This is a genomic window from Ochrobactrum sp. WV_118_8 (genome assembly GCF_039631535.1).
GTDB lineage: Bacteria > Pseudomonadota > Alphaproteobacteria > Rhizobiales > Rhizobiaceae > Brucella > Brucella anthropi.
This window is the reverse complement of record NZ_JBDIUZ010000002.1, coordinates 906,525-921,599: the sequence shown is the minus strand read 5'-3', so window position 1 is coordinate 921,599 and position 15,075 is coordinate 906,525. Positions and strand designations below refer to the sequence as shown.

The window sequence follows — 15,075 nt, the reverse complement described above, 5'->3', positions numbered from 1 at the left end:
CAATCTGTCTTCCCGCCGATCTGACGCTCCCCGGTCTGCTGGCCGAAGAATGGAATTCTGTTCGGCTCGTGCAGAACCCTGTTGTCATATCCTCCCAACAATGCGAATTATAATGTTACAATCCGATCATTATGTTTGGATCGTTTCACACTTATGTTCGGCCTGTCAAGACGGGATGATCGCAATTGCGTGAAATGTGACGGACGTATAAAGGGGTGAGAGAGCCGTAAGAAATGGGGACAGCGTGAGCAGAATCAGCCGGAAAGAAGAGCGGATTGCCGAACTGGCGGCGCTGGTCGAGGAAGTCGGCGTGCTTCGTCTGCGCGATGCGGCAGCGCGTCTTGGCGTGTCGGAAATGACGATCCGTCGTGATATCGGCAGCGATGGCGGAATGCTGAATTGTTTGGGTGGTTACATTATCCCGACCCAGGACGGCTCGAACGGTAGCGACTACGTCTTCGACTTTGAAAAAGACAGTCATGCCAATGCCAAAGCGCAGGCTTGCGTGGCAGCGGCTGCGCTGATCGAACCCTATGACACGGTTTTCATCGATTGCGGTACGACGATGCCGCACCTTGCCCACCGCATACCGCAGAACCAGCATATTACGGTTGTCTGCTACGCTCTCAACATTGCGGAAATCCTGTCGCAGCGCAGTGATGTGCGACTTATTGTTTTGGGCGGACTTTATCACCCGGAAGCGGCGTCGTTTTCAGGGGATGAGGGGATCGACGTCCTGAAGCGCGTCAACATCAACAAAGCTTTCCTGTCGGCTGGCGGCGTCGACGAGCAGCACGGGGTTACGTGTTCACACTTCCATGAAGTACCGATCAAGCAGATGGCGATGCAGCGCGCTGTCGAAAAACATCTCGTCGTCGACAAGAGCAAATATGGCAAGGTCCGCGCCGCGCGCTTCGCGGGCATAACCGACTTCACGTCGATTGTGTCGGGCTAGTTCATTTTTTTCGGATCAGCAGGCCTTCCAGAAGCTTCCGGAATGCCTTGACGGCCCGCTTCGATGTGGCTTCTGGATCGTCTGAATTGGCAATCCATTGGGCCGCAGCACTGCTCGCCGCATTGATCAACCGCGCGGCGGCTTCCGAGTCGATATCGACGATGACACCTTCTTCATGCAATGCGGCGAGGCTGGTCGTTATCGTGCGGATACAGCCATTGGCGCTCGGCCAGCTGGAGGGATCGCCGAAAACCGCCGGTCCGTCGCGAAACATGATGCGCTGGATTTCCGGTTCCAATGCCATTTCGATATAGGCCGTATTCTCGTCGACAAAGCCCTGCCAGCGGTCGGGTGCCTTGGCGGAAATCGTGCACAGTCTCGCGGCCATCTCGCAATCGATTTCGTTGATCACGGCCTGCAGAAGGCCTTTCTTGTCGCCGAAATGATGATAGAGCGCGCCGCGTGTCAGTCCGGCGGAGGCAGTAAAATCATCCATCGAAGCCTCGGCGTAACCAACGGTTCCGAAAGCCTTGCGGCCCGCAGCCATTAGCTTCGTCCTCGTTTCAGCAATCATTTCGCTTCGCGGTTTACGCATCATGATTCCTTTTATTTGCATACGCTGCGTATATTAGTTGACATACGCCGCGTATCAATTATTTAATTAACATACGGACCGTATGCAAGTGTTGTAATTTCCCCTTTCAAGGACCCACTCCGATGTCCAATCCATATAGAGAAATTTTCAGCGCCCCAGGCGCTATCGGCTTTTCGGCGGCGGCCTTTTTCGCCCGTCTTCCCATCGCGATGGCCCCTGTCGGCATCGTGGCCATGCTTGCGCAGACGCACGGCGAATATTGGCTGGCGGGCGCGGTGTCTGCCACTTTCGCGCTCACGAATGCATTCATAGCGCCGCAGATTTCACGCCTTGTCGACCGTTACGGACAAAGCCGCATCGTCATGCCTGCCACGGTCGTTTCGGTGATAGCCTTCGCCTTTCTGCTCGTAGCGACAAATCAGGGCTGGGCAAACTGGACATTGTTCGTCTCGGCATTTTTTGCCGGTGCCATGCCCAGCATCCCGGCCATGGTAAGGGCAAGATGGACGGAAATTTTCCGCAACCGCCCCGAACTGAACACCGCTTTCGCGTTCGAGTCGGCAGCGGATGAACTGGTCTATATTTCAGGCGCGTCCCTTTCCGTGGCGCTGGCGGTGTCCCTGTTCCCCGAAGCGGGGATGCTGATCAGCACGGCTTTTCTGGCCGTGGGCACGATCGCCTTCCTCCTGCAGCGTTCCAGTGAACCGCCGGTTCGTGCGCTCGATCAGGATAGCCCGCAACGTTCCGCTATCTGGTCGCGTCCCGTTCAGATCATCACGCTGGCACTTATCTTCGTCGGCTCGACCTTTGCGACAGCCGAAGTCAGTGCTGTAGCGATCACAAGCGAGCTTGGTCAGCCCGGTGCGGCCAGCCTTGTGATCGGTGTCTATGCCATCGGTTCGTTTCTTGTGGGGATAACGCTCGGTGCATTGTCGCTTCGTATGCCCCTGCAGCGCCAGTTGATGATTGCCGTCAGCGTGCTGGCACTGACTGCCTTGCCATTACCCTTCGCGGGCACATCGACCACGCTTCTTGCCGTGGCGGTGTTCGTCAGCGGCGTTGCGATTTCTCCTACATTCATCACGGCCTTCGGCCTTATCGAACGCCGCGTGCCTGAGACGATGCTGACGGAAGGCATTACCTGGGTCATGACCGGCATCGGCATCGGAATGGCGTTTGGTGCGTTCGTTTCCGGTTGGGTGGTCGACAATTTCGGTGCAGCAAACGGCTTCTGGGTTTCTGTTGTCGCCAGCCTGAGCGTGGTTGCAACCGTCGCGCTTGGTCAAGTCAGCCTGTCCGGCACGCGGGAAGCAGCCGAATGCGACGCGCTGTGCGTAGCAGAAGCGGCAGAGTAGCTAGATAGGGACGAGCGGGTAAGGCCCGCTCGTCAATCTCCGTAAATACGGTTTTCCAGCGGTGTGGAAGCGATCAATCCCTTCAATCCGGCCAGCATGGCTTTCTCGGCCTTGTTGAGATTGGTTTCCGGATTGTGGATCAGGAAAACATCGATGGCGGGCGGGTTGTCGTAAGGCGGCAAACGCCAGAGAAGGCCGTCATCAATCTCGCGTCGCGCCACGTGCAGCGGAAGCGGACCGATGCCAAGGCCGGTAATGATCATCCGGCGCACTTCTTCAAGGCTCGACGAGGTGCCGACGACATCCGGTGAAAGCCGCGCCTCACTGCGCAGCAGAGCTACCGGGCGCAGCGCGTCAGCAATGTGGTCGGTCTGGAATGAAACCGACGGTTCTCCCTTCAGATCGGCAAGCGTCAGTCCGGACTGGCCGAACATCCGGTGCCGGGGCCCGCAGAAAAAGCCGAAGAATTCGCGATAGACCATGGTGTAGTCGAGCGCCGGATCACGATTGCTCACCAGCCCAAGACCGAAAGAAGCGCGCTTCTCTCGAACCAGTCGAGCAACTTCGGTGCTGGCGGATACATTGATTGTCAGCGTCGCTCGCGGATGCTGTTCATGAAAAAGCCCAAGTGCCCGGTCGAAGATCGGCGAAACAATGTGACTGGCCACCGATATGGTGACATGGCCGGTTACATCGTCACCGACCCCACGCACAAGCTGCGGCAGTTGCGAAATAGCGCCGAAGACTTCGATGCTCTGTTCATAGAGCAGTTTACCGACTTCGGTCAGCTCGAAATGGGTGGCGTCACGCTCCACCAGTCGCTGGCCGATGCGGTCTTCCAGCCGGCGCAGCGCATTGCTCACACTTGGTTGCTTGAGATTGAGCCGTTCCGCAGCGCGGGTGATGCTTTTCACTTCAGCAATCACCACAAAACTGCGCAGAAGGTTCCAGTCCAGATCCCAGACAAGGCGCTCGGGGCGGTGCAGCGACATGGCTTTATCCATTCATGAAATCTATGCAATCCATTCCCATTATCTATTTGCGAAATGCATCCATAAAAGCAATCATGAAAATTGGGAGGCATCAAATAGCCTCAAGAAAAACAAACAAGAGGAAGTCGGGAACAGCATGTTTAACAAATTCACGGGTTTCATTGCCGCTGCTGCGATTGCCGCCACCGCAGTTTTTGCGGTTGCACCCGCACAGGCGGATGATCTTGAAAAGATCAAGGCATCGGGCGAACTGAAGATCGCCATGAGCGGCCAGTACCCGCCGTTCAATTTCGTCAATGAGAAGAACGAAGTCGTGGGTTTCGATGCCTCCATCGGTTCGGCGATTGCCGAGCGCATGCAGCTGAAGCCGCAGCTCATCACCACGGCCTGGGACGGTATCGTTGCCGGTCTACGGGCGGGCAAGTTCGATACGGTGGTCGGCTCCATGACGATTACGCCGGAACGCGAGAAGGCAGTGGACTTCGTGGGACCATATTATCACGCGGGCCGCGCGGTTTTCGTGAAGGAAGATTCCGCTGTTCAGAAGCTCGACGATCTCAAGGGCAAGACACTGGGCGTGACGCTTGGTGAAACCCATGAGAAGTGGGCGCGTGAACAGGGTGGCTGGACCATTCGCACCTATAAGGGTCTGCCGGAACTGATGCTTGAACTGAATTCGGGTCGTGTCGACGCCATTGTCGTCGACAACATCCCGGTCATGGTGGCGATCAAGGAAACCGGACAGAAAGTCCGCAAGCTCGATACGCCGGACATTGAAGGCGGCAGCGTTGCAATCGGTATCGCCATTCGCAAGAACAATCCCGAGCTGAAGGCAGCGATGCAGAAAGCTCTCGACGAGATCATGGCCGATGGCACCTACGAGAAGATCTCGATGCAATGGGTCGGCAGCGACATTCGCTGATATGTCGTCATCCCGGCCCGGCACATGTCCGGGCCGGTTGAGAACCGATTGACCGGAGTTTTCCGATGGATTTTGCGTTGATGCAGCGCGTCCTCCCGTTCTTTCTGGAGGCGGCATGGATAACTGTGCAAATTTCCGCGCTGGCCCTGATCCTGGGCCTTGCGGTGGCTGCAATACTCGTGGCGGGCCGCCTGTCCCGCTCCCCTATTTTGCGGGGACTTGCAGCTGCGTATGTCAGTGTCTTTCGCGGCACGCCTTGCCTTGTGCAGCTCTTCATTCTCTATTTCGGCGGTCCGCAGATCGGCATCAATCTGGAACCATTTGCTGCTGGCGTTATCGGGCTTGGGCTGAACATCGGTGCCTATATGTCGGAATCGATCCGTGGAGCGATCCAGAGCGTCGATCGCGGCCAGAGCGAAGCCGCGCGCTCCATCGGCTTCGGGCGTGGCCAGACCATGCGGTTCGTCGTGCTGCCGCAGGCCGCTCGCCTCATGATCCGTCCGCTGGGCGTCAACGCTATTGCCCTTTTGAAAGGTTCGGCGCTGGTCTCCACCATTTCGGTGGTTGAGCTGACCTATACGGCGCAGCGTTTTATCGGTTCGACCTACAAACCGTTCGAGATTTTCGGCGTTGCAGCCGTTCTCTACATGATCATCATCTATATCGTGGCGCGCGGGGTCGATTTCCTCGACAAGCGCTTCGCGGCGCAGTGAGGGAGGACTGGATGCAAGCTCTCGATTTCAGCATCGTCACTCCCTATACGGATCTGCTTCTGACCGGCCTTTGGTGGACGCTGGTTCTGACCGTCGCCTCCGCATCCTTAAGCTTCGTGCTCGGGATCGCATTTGCGCTGGTGGTGCTTTATGCGCCTGCCATTCTTGCATGGCCGGTACGGTTCTTCATGTGGCTGTTTATGGGAACGCCGCTTCTGCTGCAACTGTTCCTGATCTATTTCGGACTGGTTCAGATCGGCATCAATATTCCCGCCCTCGGCGCCGGCATTATCGGCCTTAGCCTGCATTTCGCGGTCTATAATGCCGACATCATCCGGGCAGGCATTGTGGCTGTTGATCCCGGCCAGATGGAAGGCGCCCGTTCCATCGGTTTCAGCCACGGTCAGGCTTTGCGTTATGTTGTCATTCCGCAGGCGATCCGCAACACGATCCCGCCGATTGGCAACAACATGATCGTTCTTCTGAAGGACACGTCGCTGGTTTCGATCATCGGCATTGCGGAACTGGTGCACAGCGCCCAGCTTGCCATCAGCGAAACCTTCAGCCCGTTTGAATTCTATATCACCGTCGCGGCCATCTATTATGTGGTCAATCTCGTCCTCGAGGCAGGCCTGCGGCGCATTGAAAGAAAAGTGGAGGTCACGCGATGAGCAGCTCCAAATCTGCAAAACCGATGGTCGAAGTGAAGGATGCCAGCAAGGCTTACGGCGCGCTGGAAGTTCTGAAAGGCATCGACCTTTCAGTGGCGCGCGGCCAGATCGTGGCGATCATCGGTCCCAGCGGTTCCGGCAAAAGCACGCTTCTGCGTTCGATCAATCATCTGGAAACACTGAATGGCGGTGAAGTCTGGCTCGACGGCGTGCAGGTCAACCAGCCACTGGCAGGACAGGCATTCGAAAAGCACATCAATGCGGTGCGCCAGCAGATGGGCATGGTGTTCCAGCACTTCAATCTGTTCCCGCATCTGACGGTGCTGGAAAACATCACGCTCGGTCCGATCAAGCTGAAAGGCATGGGCAAGGACGCGGCCCGCACACTGGCGCTGGAGCTTTTGTCGAAGGTGGGGCTTGCCGACAAGATCGATGTCTATCCTTCGCGCCTGTCGGGCGGTCAGAAGCAGCGCGTGGCCATTGCGCGTGCGCTCGCCATGCAGCCGAAGGTGATGCTGTTCGACGAGGCTACTTCGGCGCTCGATCCCGAGCTGGTGGACGAAGTCAATGCCGTCATGAAGCAGCTTGCCGCTGAACATATGACGATGCTGATCGTCACGCACGAGATGCGTTTTGCGGGTGAGGTTGCCGACCGCATTCTGTTCATGGATGGCGGCGTGGTGGTGGAAGAGGGACCGCCGGATCAGATTTTGAGCAATCCGGTGCAGGAGCGTACCCGCTCCTTCCTCAAGAAATATCTGGCTGCCTGAGGTATCAGAATGAGCGAGAGACACCTCAACGAATTTCCCGATTTCGGGCTGACCCCGGCGCAGCGGCGTGAAGCCGTGCTTGGCCATTATTACGAATATCCTGGCATGGATGGGCCTCGCGGCGAAATCTGGTGCTATACCGATGCCTATTCCTATCTTCCGGGTGCGACGGTTCATCTACAGGTGAGCGCAACTGCCTCGCGTTTCGATATCGAGATTGTGCGGGACGGGGCGGTGGAAACGCCGGTCTTCTCCAAACGCGGGATCGACTGCAAATGGCAGGAAACACCAGCGCAATGTTCGGTTGTCGGTTGCGGCTGGGAAACGACATTTGCCTTCAAGACGGATGAGAACTGGCCTTCCGGCGCTTATCGCATCACGTTGAAGGCGCATGGCAATGACGGTCAGCCGATCCATTGCCATCACCTGTTCATTCTACGACCCGCAGCGGGCCGTAAGCCGGGTCGTATCCTGCAGGTGGCTGCAACCGGCACATGGACGGCCTATAATACCTGGGGCGGCTCCAACCATTATCAGGGCATCACCGGGCCGAATGGCGATCAATATGCGACGACGGTGAGCATCGAGCGCCCGTTCTGCCGTGGCTTTGTTGTCCTGCCGTCCGATGCGCCTCGTGTTCCGCTGGAAATTGTGACGCCGCCTGCCGCGCCGCCGCGCTATCCGCATATGGAATGGGCCTATGCCAACGGTTATTCCAAGAAATATACCTCTTCCGGCTGGGCAAGTTATGACAGCCTGTTCTTCCGCTGGGCCGAGCGGGAAGGCTATGCGGTCGATCTTGCCAGCCAGCATGAGCTGCATTTCTCGCCGGAAATCCTCGAGGGTTATGACTGCGTTGCCTTTGTCGGTCACGACGAATACTGGACGTGGGAAATGCGTGATGCCGTCGATAATTATGTCGATGGCGGCGGTCGTGCGGCCCGTTTTGCAGGCAATTTCATGTGGCAGACACGGCTTGAGGACAATGGCAAGCGCCAGACCTGCTATAAATATCGCGCCCGCGCCGAAGACCCGGTCTATCGCTCCGCTGATCCGCGTCGCACCAGCGGGTGCTGGGAAGCGACTGAAACCGGACGGCCTGCTGCCGAAACTTTCGGCCTTAATGCGTTGCGCGGGCTTTATGTCGGCTGGGGTGGTTGCGCCCCGCGCGGCGTGCGCGGTTTCCCGGTCTATCGCCCCGAGCATTGGGCCTTTGCAGGAACCGGCATCTATTACGGTGATCTTCTGGGCGCGGAAGGCCATGCCTTCGGCTATGAGGTTGACGGGCTCGACTATGTGATCCGGGGAGGATTGCCGGAGCCGGAGGAGGACAGTGGCGCTCCCGATGGATTGCAGATTCTGGCGCTCGGCATGTCGTCTCTCAAGGAGGAGAGTGCGGATATTCCAGCCGACGACCAGTTCCTCTCCGATGCCGATGCCAAATTCGTTGCCGATACGCTGATCGGCGACAATGGTGATGCAGCCGTCGAACGCATTAAGCGCGGCTGCGGCATGATCGTCAATTTCCCACGCGGCAAGGGCGAGGTCTTCCACGCCGGAAGCTGCGAGTGGGTAGCGGCTCTCAAACGCGGCGACCGCATGGTCGAGCGTGTGACCGCCAATGTTCTCAACCAATATCTCAAGCGCTGACAGAGTAACGCCATGCTCAACACAAAAACACAGAACGAACGCCCGGCATCGCATCTTTTTTACCAGTCACGCCTGCGCAGGCCGCTGGTGGATCGTGCCGAAGGCATCTATATCTGGGATCAGGACGGACGTCGTGTCATCGACGGGTCGAGCGGCGCGATGGTGGTCAATATCGGCCATGGCAATCGCAACGTGCTCGATGCCATGAAAGAGCAGATGGACCGCGTGACCTTCGCCTATCGCCTGCACTTTGAAAACGAACCAGCGGAAGATCTGGCACGCATGGCCGCCGAGCGTATGCCGGAGGGGCTGGACAAGATTTTCTTCGTTTCCGGCGGTTCGGAAGCCGTCGAATCCTGCATCAAGCTCGCCCGCCAATGGGCGGTCGCAATCGGGCAGGGCGAGCGCTGGAAAGTGATTTCGCGCTTTCCATCCTACCACGGCGGCACGCTTGGCGCGCTGGCTGTCACGGGCTATGCGGCACTGAGCGAACCTTTCGCGCCCATCATGCGCGAAATGCCGAAAGTCCCGGCACCGACCGCCTATCTCGACCGCGATAATCTCACGATGGAACAACGCGGCCAGAAATATGCCGACATGCTGGAGGAGAAGATTCAGGAAGAAGGCCCCGAAAGCGTGCTTGCCTTCATCATGGAGCCGATCGGTGGCGCATCCACCGGCGCGCTGGTCGCGCCCGACAGCTATTATCCGCGCATCCGCGAAATCTGCGACCGTTATGGCATCCTTCTGATCCACGACGAGGTGATGAGCGGTGCCGGGCGCACCGGCAAGTTTCTCGGCGGCGATCACTGGAACTGCAAACCCGACCTTATAGCGCTTTCCAAGGGCTTTGCCTCCGGCTATTGCCCGCTTGGCGCCATGGCGGCGCCGGCCCGCATCGTCCAGCCGGTTCTGGATGCAGGTGGCTTCCTGCACGGCTTCACCTATGCCGGCAATCCATTGGCCTGTGCGGCGGGCAAGGCCGTATTGCAGGAGATTGATCGTCTCGATCTGGTTGGCAACGCCGCTCGCATGGGTGATGCACTGAAGGGCGAACTGGAGGGGCTTGCGAAACGCTTCCCCTTCATCGGCGACGTACGCGGCAAAGGCCTGCTGCTGGCTGCAGAATTCGTTTCTGACCCCGAAACCATGAAGCCGCTGCCGAAGGAACTGAACGCCCATCAGCGCATGGTCGATCTCGCCTATGAACGCGGGCTCATCATCTATTCGCGTCGCACGCGCGGCGGTGTCGAGGGCGACCATTTCCTCGTTTGCCCGCCGATGATCGTGAACCGCGAACAGGTCGACGAGATCACCGCCATCCTCGGTGATACGCTGGAGGTTCTGGCGCGTGAACTCAAACTGCCTGTGAATGCGTAAGGAAACCGGATCATGACCGACAAGAAGAAGACGCGTCGCAAGGTGATCATCACCTGCGCGGTGACAGGCTCCGTCCATACGCCCTCCATGTCGCCGCATCTGCCGGTGACGCCCGACGAGATTGCGAGCGAAGCCATTGCGGCGGCGGAAGCGGGCGCATCCATCCTGCATCTTCACGCCCGCGATCCACGCGACGGCAGGCCGTCCGCCAACCCGGACCTGTTCATGCAGTTCCTGCCGCGCATCAAGCAATCGACCGCGGCGGTGGTGAATATTTCTACCGGCGGCTCGTCGCTGATGACACTGGAAGACCGGTTGGCGGCGCCGCTTAAGGCGCAACCGGAAATGTGTTCGCTCAACATGGGCTCAATGAATTTCGCGCTGTTCCCGGCACTCGACAAGCCGCGTGAATGGAAACACGCGTGGGAACCGGAATTGCTGGAAGCCACGCGCCATTCGATCTTCAAGAACACTTTTGCGGATATGGAAGGCATTCTGACCAGCCTCGGGCAGGGCTGCGGCACGCGCTTCGAGTTCGAATGCTACGATGTCGGCCATCTCTATTCGCTGGCGCATTTCCGCGACCGGGGGCTGGTGTCCGGCCATCTGTTCATCCAGTTCGTCTTCGGTGTTCTGGGTGGTATCGGAGCCGATCCGGACAATCTCATGCATATGAAGCGCATCGCCGACAAGCTGTTCGGGGACGACTATTCCTTCTCCGTGCTGGCGGCAGGACGGCACCAGATTCCGATGATTACCATGGCGGCGGCGATGGGCGGCAATGTCCGCGTCGGGCTGGAAGACAGCCTTTATGACGGGCGCGGCCAGCTGGCCAAGAGCAATGCCGATCAGGTTCGTCGCATCCGCAGCATCCTCGACGGCCTGTCGCTGGACGTTGCAACGCCTGACGAGGCGCGTGAATATCTGGGTCTCAAAGGTGGAGACAGGGTGGCGTTCTAGAGCATGTCTCCCGAAAGTGGGAACCGGTTTCGGGATAAAGACATGCGTAAAAACAAAAGGATCGAGAGTTTCCAATGATTCAATCAAAACAGGAAATGCTCTGATGCCGAAGATCGTGTTGGACAGTAAAACCGGCGTCGTGGTTCGGCTTGGCGAACTTGCCGATGCCGAACAGATTCACGCAGCAATCTGCACGATGGGCGCAGGACTCGGCGCTACAGACAAAATCTCCAGCACGGTTGAGGATTTCCGTCGTTACGGTTTCGGTCCCTATGCTGCTTTCACCAGCCTGATTGCCGAGGTGGACGAGGTATTTGCCGGGCTGGCCCTGTTCTTCCCGATTTTCTCGACATGGTATGGCAAGCCCGGCGTCTACGTACAGGACCTCTATGTCGATGAAGCCTTTCGCGGCAGAGGGATCGGCGAGGTGCTTTTGCGCCATGTCGCCTCCTGGTCGATGGCGCGGGGCGGCGTCTATCTGCGGCTGGCCGTGGATCGGGACAATGTTGCCGCGCAAAGATTTTATGACCGGTTGGGTATCGGCTGGATCGAAGCCGACCGCGATCATGGTGCCTATGGCGATGATTTCGCCCGCTTGGCACGTATCAATCAAATCAGGGAGTAATCATGAAAGCCTTTTACGCTGTCGAGCAAAAGCGCCACGACCCGAAAGCCTTTCTTTCCAGCGGTGCGCCGCAGCCGAACCCCGAACAGCCTGAGCGTGTCGAGCGCCTGCTCGCGGGTGCGAAGGCTGCAGGCTGTGAGATTATCCGTCCGCAAAATCATGGCCTTGGCCCGATTGCAGCCGTGCATACGCCGGAATATCTGGAGTTCCTCCAGCACATCTATGCCCGCTGGCGGCGTATCGATGAAGCTTCGGAAGAGGTGATCCCGAACATTCATCCGCTGGCGCGTGATGGCCGCTATCCGGCATCCGCAGTCGGGCAGGTCGGCTATCACATGGCCGATACGGCGTGCCCGATTGCTGAACATACATGGGAAAGCGTGTGCTGGAGCGCATGGGGCGCGGTCGATGCCGCCGATGCGGTGCTTGCAGGCGAGGTCGCGGCCTATGCGCTTTGCCGTCCGCCGGGGCATCATGCCTTTGCCGATGTGGCAGGCGGTTTCTGCTTCGTCAACAATTCAGCGGTCGCAGCCCAGCGCCTGCGCTCGAAAGCGGAGCGCGTGGCAATCCTCGACGTCGATCTGCATCATGGCAACGGGACGCAGGGGATATTCTATGCCCGTCCCGACGTACTGACCGTCTCGATCCATGCCGATCCGGTGCGCTTCTATCCATTTTTCTGGGGCCATGCCGATGAGCGCGGCGAGGGTGCGGGGCTTGGTTACAATCTCAACCTGCCACTACCGCGCAAATCCGGCGATGCCGAATTCCTTGCGTCACTCGACACGGCCTTCCGCCGTATCGAAGCCTTTGCGCCGGATGCGCTGGTGGTGGCGCTTGGCCTTGATCCGTTTGAAGGCGACCCGTTCGGCGGATTGTCGGTCACCACTGGCGGTTTTGGCCGGATTGCCGAAGCAATCGCGAAGCTTCGGCTGCCAACCGTTATCGTGCAGGAAGGTGGCTATCTTTGCGATGCGCTGGGCGATAACCTCACGGCTTTCCTCGGTGGCTATCAATCGGTGGCGCGATGAGTGGTCTTGTTACCTTTGTTGGCGTCGCGCATCCGTGGATGTGCGATGTCATGGGACACATGAATGTCCGGCATTATGCCGGGATGTTCGATGATGCGAGCTTTCAGCTTTTGGGCCATATCGCCGGGAAAATTCCCGATGACAGCTTCGGCTGGGCAGATGTGCGCGCGACAACCGAATACAAGCAGGAAGTGCCAGCCGGAGACCTGCTGACGATCCGTTCGCATGTGCTGAAAGTCGGGCGCTCGTCGATCATCTTTCGCCAGATGATGGTGGGTTCGCTGGACGGTGAACTGCGCGCGGTCAACGAGACGACTACGGTTTGTTTCGACAAGATTGCGCGACGTTCGACCGAGCTCGGACCGGACATGCGTGTCAGGGCCGAAAAGCTGCTTGCGGATTATCCCGCTGGCTGACACGAAAAACGCAGCACGCTTTTCGTGCAATCGCATTCGAGGTCGCGCAACAGGCCATCCTTGAGGCCGTAAATCCAGCCATGCACGACGATATCCTTGTTCTGTTTCCAGGCCGATTGCAGAACCGGCGTGCGCGACAGGCTTTCCACCTGCGAGGCGACGGTCAGCTCGCAAAGCCGGTTCAGACGTTCTTCGGGATCGGCAAAACCGCCCAGCTCCTGCTCGTTTGCCTGCGCAATATCGCGAACCGGCTGGAGCCAGTTGTCGATGATGCCGTGGCCATATCCGGCCATGGCAGCACGCACGCCACCGCATCCGTAATGGCCGCAGACGATGATGTGCTTGATCTCCAACACCTCGACGGCAAACTCAAGCACCGACAGAAGGTTCAGATCGGCGCGATGGACGAGGTTGGCGACATTGCGGTGTACGAAGACTTCGCCCGGCTGCAATCCGGTGACGACATTGGCCGGAACACGGCTGTCCGAACATCCGATCCAGAGATATTCCGGACGCTGCATCGATGACAGCCGGCTGAAATATTCAGGGTCTTCCTGGCGCTTTTCCGCTGCCCATTGCCGGTTATGTTCGAAAAGGTCTGATAACATGAGCCCGTCTCATCCGGATGATCTTCGTTCACAGACATAGACGAATATAAAAATACAGTAATTGATGTCGATCAAGTATGAGCTGCTTCAGCATGGAAGGAGCGGGACAAGCGCCCGCTCCCCTTTGTCTTATGCGGCAGGCTTCTCGCTGCGACCAATGCCGAGCAGCTGGTAGAAGACCAAGGCTGCAAGCGTTGAGGTGGCAATACCGCCAAGAGCGAAATCGCCGATCTTCAGCGTGAAGTCGCCAGCGCCGAAAATCAGCGCCACGCCAGCGGTGAAGAGGTTGCGGGAATCCGCGAAGTCCACCTTATTGACGATCCAGATGCGGGCCATTGCCGAGGCGATCAGGCCGAACACTGAAACGGCAAGACCCGCCAGAACCGGGGCAGGGATGGTCTGCAGGATCGCGCCGAATTTCGGCGACATGCCGAGGATCAGTGCCATGACGGCCGCAATGACGAAGATCAGTGTCGAATAAACTTTGGTCATCGCCATGATGCCGATATTTTCGGCATAGGTGGTGACGCCGGTGCCGCCGCCCGAGCCGGAAATCATGGTCGCGATGCCATCACCGAGGAAGCCGCGACCGATGTAGCGATCCATGTTCTGGCCGGTGATGGAGCCGAGTGCTTTGATATGACCGAGATTTTCAGCCACCAGAACGACGGCGACCGGCGCGATGAGGGTGATCGCCTGCCAGTTGAATTCCGGCGTGGTGAAATGCGGCAGGCCGAACCAGGCTGCATTGCTGACGGCGGTGAAATCGATGCCGGGCACGATGCCGAGACCGTTGCCGAGGATCAGGACCAGAAGATAGCCGAACAGCAGTGCGAAGAGCACCGACAGGCGCTTGGTTCCACGCGGTCCATAGGCGGCGATCATCGCCATGCAGAGAACAGTGAGCAGCGCGATGGTTATATGCGTGCCGCTTCCCTTCAACTGGCCGACGGCGACCGGCGCAAGGTTAAGGCCGATGGAAACGCCGATGGCGCCGGTGACGACTGGAGGCATCAGTCGTTCGACCCAGCCTGTGCCGATGGCCATGACTACAAGGCCGATAAGGGCATAGAGCGCGCCGCAGGCAATGATGCCGCCGAGCGCGATGGCGATATTGGGATTGGGGCCGGAACCGCTATAGCCGGTTGCGGCGATCACGACCGCGATGAATGCGAAGGACGAGCCGAGGTAGCTTGGCACACGACCTGCCGTCAGCACGAAGAACAGAAGCGTGCCGATACCGGAGAAGAAGACGGCCACATTGGGATCGAAACCCATCAGCAGTGGGGCGACGATGGTCGAGCCCGACATTGCGAGAAGATGCTGTACGCCCATCGGTATGGCGGCGGCGGCTGGCAGGCGCTCGTCAGGAAGCACGACGGCGTTTGATGTCAAACGCCAACTTGGAAAATAGCCCATGATGTCCCTCTGG

Annotated in this window: 16 protein-coding genes; 12 read left to right on the top strand and 4 right to left on the bottom strand. The window is 58.5% G+C overall.

Features of this window, described 5'->3' with window-relative positions; all coding sequences use genetic code 11:
* Positions 1-244: 244 nt before the first annotated feature.
* Positions 245-955 carry a DeoR/GlpR family DNA-binding transcription regulator gene (locus tag ABDF71_RS18310; RefSeq protein ID WP_258124536.1) on the top strand — a complete coding sequence of 237 codons (711 nt, stop codon included), beginning with the start codon at positions 245-247 and terminating at the stop codon, positions 953-955.
* A 1-nt stretch (position 956) separates the two neighbouring features.
* Here ABDF71_RS18310 and ABDF71_RS18305 read toward each other — a convergent pair whose 3' ends face one another.
* Positions 957-1,550, bottom strand: a complete 594-nt coding sequence (locus ABDF71_RS18305; protein ID WP_151607081.1) for a TetR/AcrR family transcriptional regulator — start codon at positions 1,548-1,550, stop codon at positions 957-959.
* Between the two features lie 122 nt (positions 1,551-1,672).
* On the opposite strand from ABDF71_RS18305, the gene ABDF71_RS18300 reads away from it, so the two are divergent.
* Positions 1,673-2,905, top strand: coding sequence for an MFS transporter (locus ABDF71_RS18300; protein WP_500061698.1), 1,233 nt, complete (start codon positions 1,673-1,675; stop codon positions 2,903-2,905).
* Between the two features lie 32 nt (positions 2,906-2,937).
* On the opposite strand, the gene ABDF71_RS18295 is transcribed toward ABDF71_RS18300, so the two are convergent.
* The gene (locus ABDF71_RS18295; protein WP_094515013.1) at positions 2,938-3,897 is read right to left on the bottom strand and encodes a LysR family transcriptional regulator; all 960 of its coding nucleotides are present in this window, start codon (positions 3,895-3,897) and stop codon (positions 2,938-2,940) included.
* Between the two features lie 136 nt (positions 3,898-4,033).
* Here ABDF71_RS18295 and ABDF71_RS18290 point away from each other — a divergent pair, with 136 nt between their 5' ends.
* From ABDF71_RS18290 to ABDF71_RS18245, 10 genes are all read left to right on the top strand, one after another.
* A complete protein-coding gene (locus tag ABDF71_RS18290; RefSeq protein WP_029376193.1) occupies positions 4,034-4,819 on the top strand; it encodes an ABC transporter substrate-binding protein in 786 nt (261 codons plus the stop codon).
* Between the two features lie 65 nt (positions 4,820-4,884).
* On the top strand, positions 4,885-5,532 hold the full coding sequence (locus ABDF71_RS18285) for an amino acid ABC transporter permease (RefSeq protein ID WP_258124534.1): 648 nt from the start codon (positions 4,885-4,887) through the stop codon (positions 5,530-5,532).
* An 11-nt stretch (positions 5,533-5,543) separates the two neighbouring features.
* Positions 5,544-6,203, top strand: a complete 660-nt coding sequence (locus tag ABDF71_RS18280) for an amino acid ABC transporter permease (protein ID WP_036587096.1) — start codon at positions 5,544-5,546, stop codon at positions 6,201-6,203.
* Between the two features lie 23 nt (positions 6,204-6,226).
* A complete protein-coding gene (locus ABDF71_RS18275; protein WP_258124566.1) occupies positions 6,227-6,973 on the top strand; it encodes an amino acid ABC transporter ATP-binding protein in 747 nt (248 codons plus the stop codon).
* A gap of 9 nt (positions 6,974-6,982) precedes the next feature.
* On the top strand, positions 6,983-8,623 hold the full coding sequence (locus ABDF71_RS18270) for a N,N-dimethylformamidase beta subunit family domain-containing protein (RefSeq protein ID WP_258124533.1): 1,641 nt from the start codon (positions 6,983-6,985) through the stop codon (positions 8,621-8,623).
* 12 nt (positions 8,624-8,635) lie between these two features.
* Positions 8,636-10,003, top strand: coding sequence for an aminotransferase family protein (locus ABDF71_RS18265; RefSeq protein ID WP_258124532.1), 1,368 nt, complete (start codon positions 8,636-8,638; stop codon positions 10,001-10,003).
* A gap of 12 nt (positions 10,004-10,015) precedes the next feature.
* A complete protein-coding gene (gene kce / locus ABDF71_RS18260) occupies positions 10,016-10,963 on the top strand; it encodes a 3,5-dioxohexanoate:acetyl-CoA acetone transferase (RefSeq protein ID WP_010660814.1) in 948 nt (315 codons plus the stop codon).
* A 103-nt stretch (positions 10,964-11,066) separates the two neighbouring features.
* The gene (locus ABDF71_RS18255; RefSeq protein WP_258124531.1) at positions 11,067-11,588 is read left to right on the top strand and encodes a GNAT family N-acetyltransferase; all 522 of its coding nucleotides are present in this window, start codon (positions 11,067-11,069) and stop codon (positions 11,586-11,588) included.
* Positions 11,589-11,590: 2 nt separating this feature from the next.
* A complete protein-coding gene (locus ABDF71_RS18250; RefSeq protein ID WP_258124530.1) occupies positions 11,591-12,619 on the top strand; it encodes a histone deacetylase family protein in 1,029 nt (342 codons plus the stop codon).
* Positions 12,616-13,035 (top strand): acyl-CoA thioesterase, encoded by a 420-nt coding sequence (locus tag ABDF71_RS18245; RefSeq protein WP_036587101.1) that lies wholly within the window; start codon positions 12,616-12,618, stop codon positions 13,033-13,035. Before ABDF71_RS18250 ends, ABDF71_RS18245 begins: the two co-directional genes overlap by 4 nt.
* Here the strand turns inward: ABDF71_RS18245 and can are convergent.
* Both can and ABDF71_RS18235 read right to left on the bottom strand, forming a co-directional pair.
* On the bottom strand, positions 13,020-13,643 hold the full coding sequence (gene can / locus ABDF71_RS18240) for a carbonate dehydratase (RefSeq protein ID WP_010660818.1): 624 nt from the start codon (positions 13,641-13,643) through the stop codon (positions 13,020-13,022). The genes ABDF71_RS18245 and can overlap by 16 nt on opposite strands.
* 129 nt (positions 13,644-13,772) lie before the next feature.
* Positions 13,773-15,062 carry a solute carrier family 23 protein gene (locus ABDF71_RS18235; RefSeq protein ID WP_258124529.1) on the bottom strand — a complete coding sequence of 430 codons (1,290 nt, stop codon included), beginning with the start codon at positions 15,060-15,062 and terminating at the stop codon, positions 13,773-13,775.
* Positions 15,063-15,075 lie beyond the last annotated feature (13 nt).

What these genes read in the sequence shown, in the direction of transcription:
- ABDF71_RS18265 (WP_258124532.1), top strand. Translation starts at nt 8,636, where the DNA reads ATGCTCAACACAAAAACACAGAACGAACGCCCGGCATCGCATCTTTTT.
- ABDF71_RS18255 (WP_258124531.1), top strand. Translation starts at nt 11,067, where the DNA reads ATGCCGAAGATCGTGTTGGACAGTAAAACCGGCGTCGTGGTTCGGCTT.
- ABDF71_RS18235 (WP_258124529.1), bottom strand. Translation starts at nt 15,062, where the DNA reads ATGGGCTATTTTCCAAGTTGGCGTTTGACATCAAACGCCGTCGTGCTT.
- ABDF71_RS18250 (WP_258124530.1), top strand. Translation starts at nt 11,591, where the DNA reads ATGAAAGCCTTTTACGCTGTCGAGCAAAAGCGCCACGACCCGAAAGCC.
- ABDF71_RS18290 (WP_029376193.1), top strand. Translation starts at nt 4,034, where the DNA reads ATGTTTAACAAATTCACGGGTTTCATTGCCGCTGCTGCGATTGCCGCC.
- ABDF71_RS18295 (WP_094515013.1), bottom strand. Translation starts at nt 3,897, where the DNA reads ATGTCGCTGCACCGCCCCGAGCGCCTTGTCTGGGATCTGGACTGGAAC.
- can (WP_010660818.1), bottom strand. Translation starts at nt 13,643, where the DNA reads ATGTTATCAGACCTTTTCGAACATAACCGGCAATGGGCAGCGGAAAAG.
- ABDF71_RS18280 (WP_036587096.1), top strand. Translation starts at nt 5,544, where the DNA reads ATGCAAGCTCTCGATTTCAGCATCGTCACTCCCTATACGGATCTGCTT.
- ABDF71_RS18300 (WP_500061698.1), top strand. Translation starts at nt 1,673, where the DNA reads ATGTCCAATCCATATAGAGAAATTTTCAGCGCCCCAGGCGCTATCGGC.
- ABDF71_RS18305 (WP_151607081.1), bottom strand. Translation starts at nt 1,550, where the DNA reads ATGCGTAAACCGCGAAGCGAAATGATTGCTGAAACGAGGACGAAGCTA.
- ABDF71_RS18245 (WP_036587101.1), top strand. Translation starts at nt 12,616, where the DNA reads ATGAGTGGTCTTGTTACCTTTGTTGGCGTCGCGCATCCGTGGATGTGC.
- ABDF71_RS18270 (WP_258124533.1), top strand. Translation starts at nt 6,983, where the DNA reads ATGAGCGAGAGACACCTCAACGAATTTCCCGATTTCGGGCTGACCCCG.
- ABDF71_RS18275 (WP_258124566.1), top strand. Translation starts at nt 6,227, where the DNA reads ATGGTCGAAGTGAAGGATGCCAGCAAGGCTTACGGCGCGCTGGAAGTT.
- ABDF71_RS18285 (WP_258124534.1), top strand. Translation starts at nt 4,885, where the DNA reads ATGGATTTTGCGTTGATGCAGCGCGTCCTCCCGTTCTTTCTGGAGGCG.
- kce (WP_010660814.1), top strand. Translation starts at nt 10,016, where the DNA reads ATGACCGACAAGAAGAAGACGCGTCGCAAGGTGATCATCACCTGCGCG.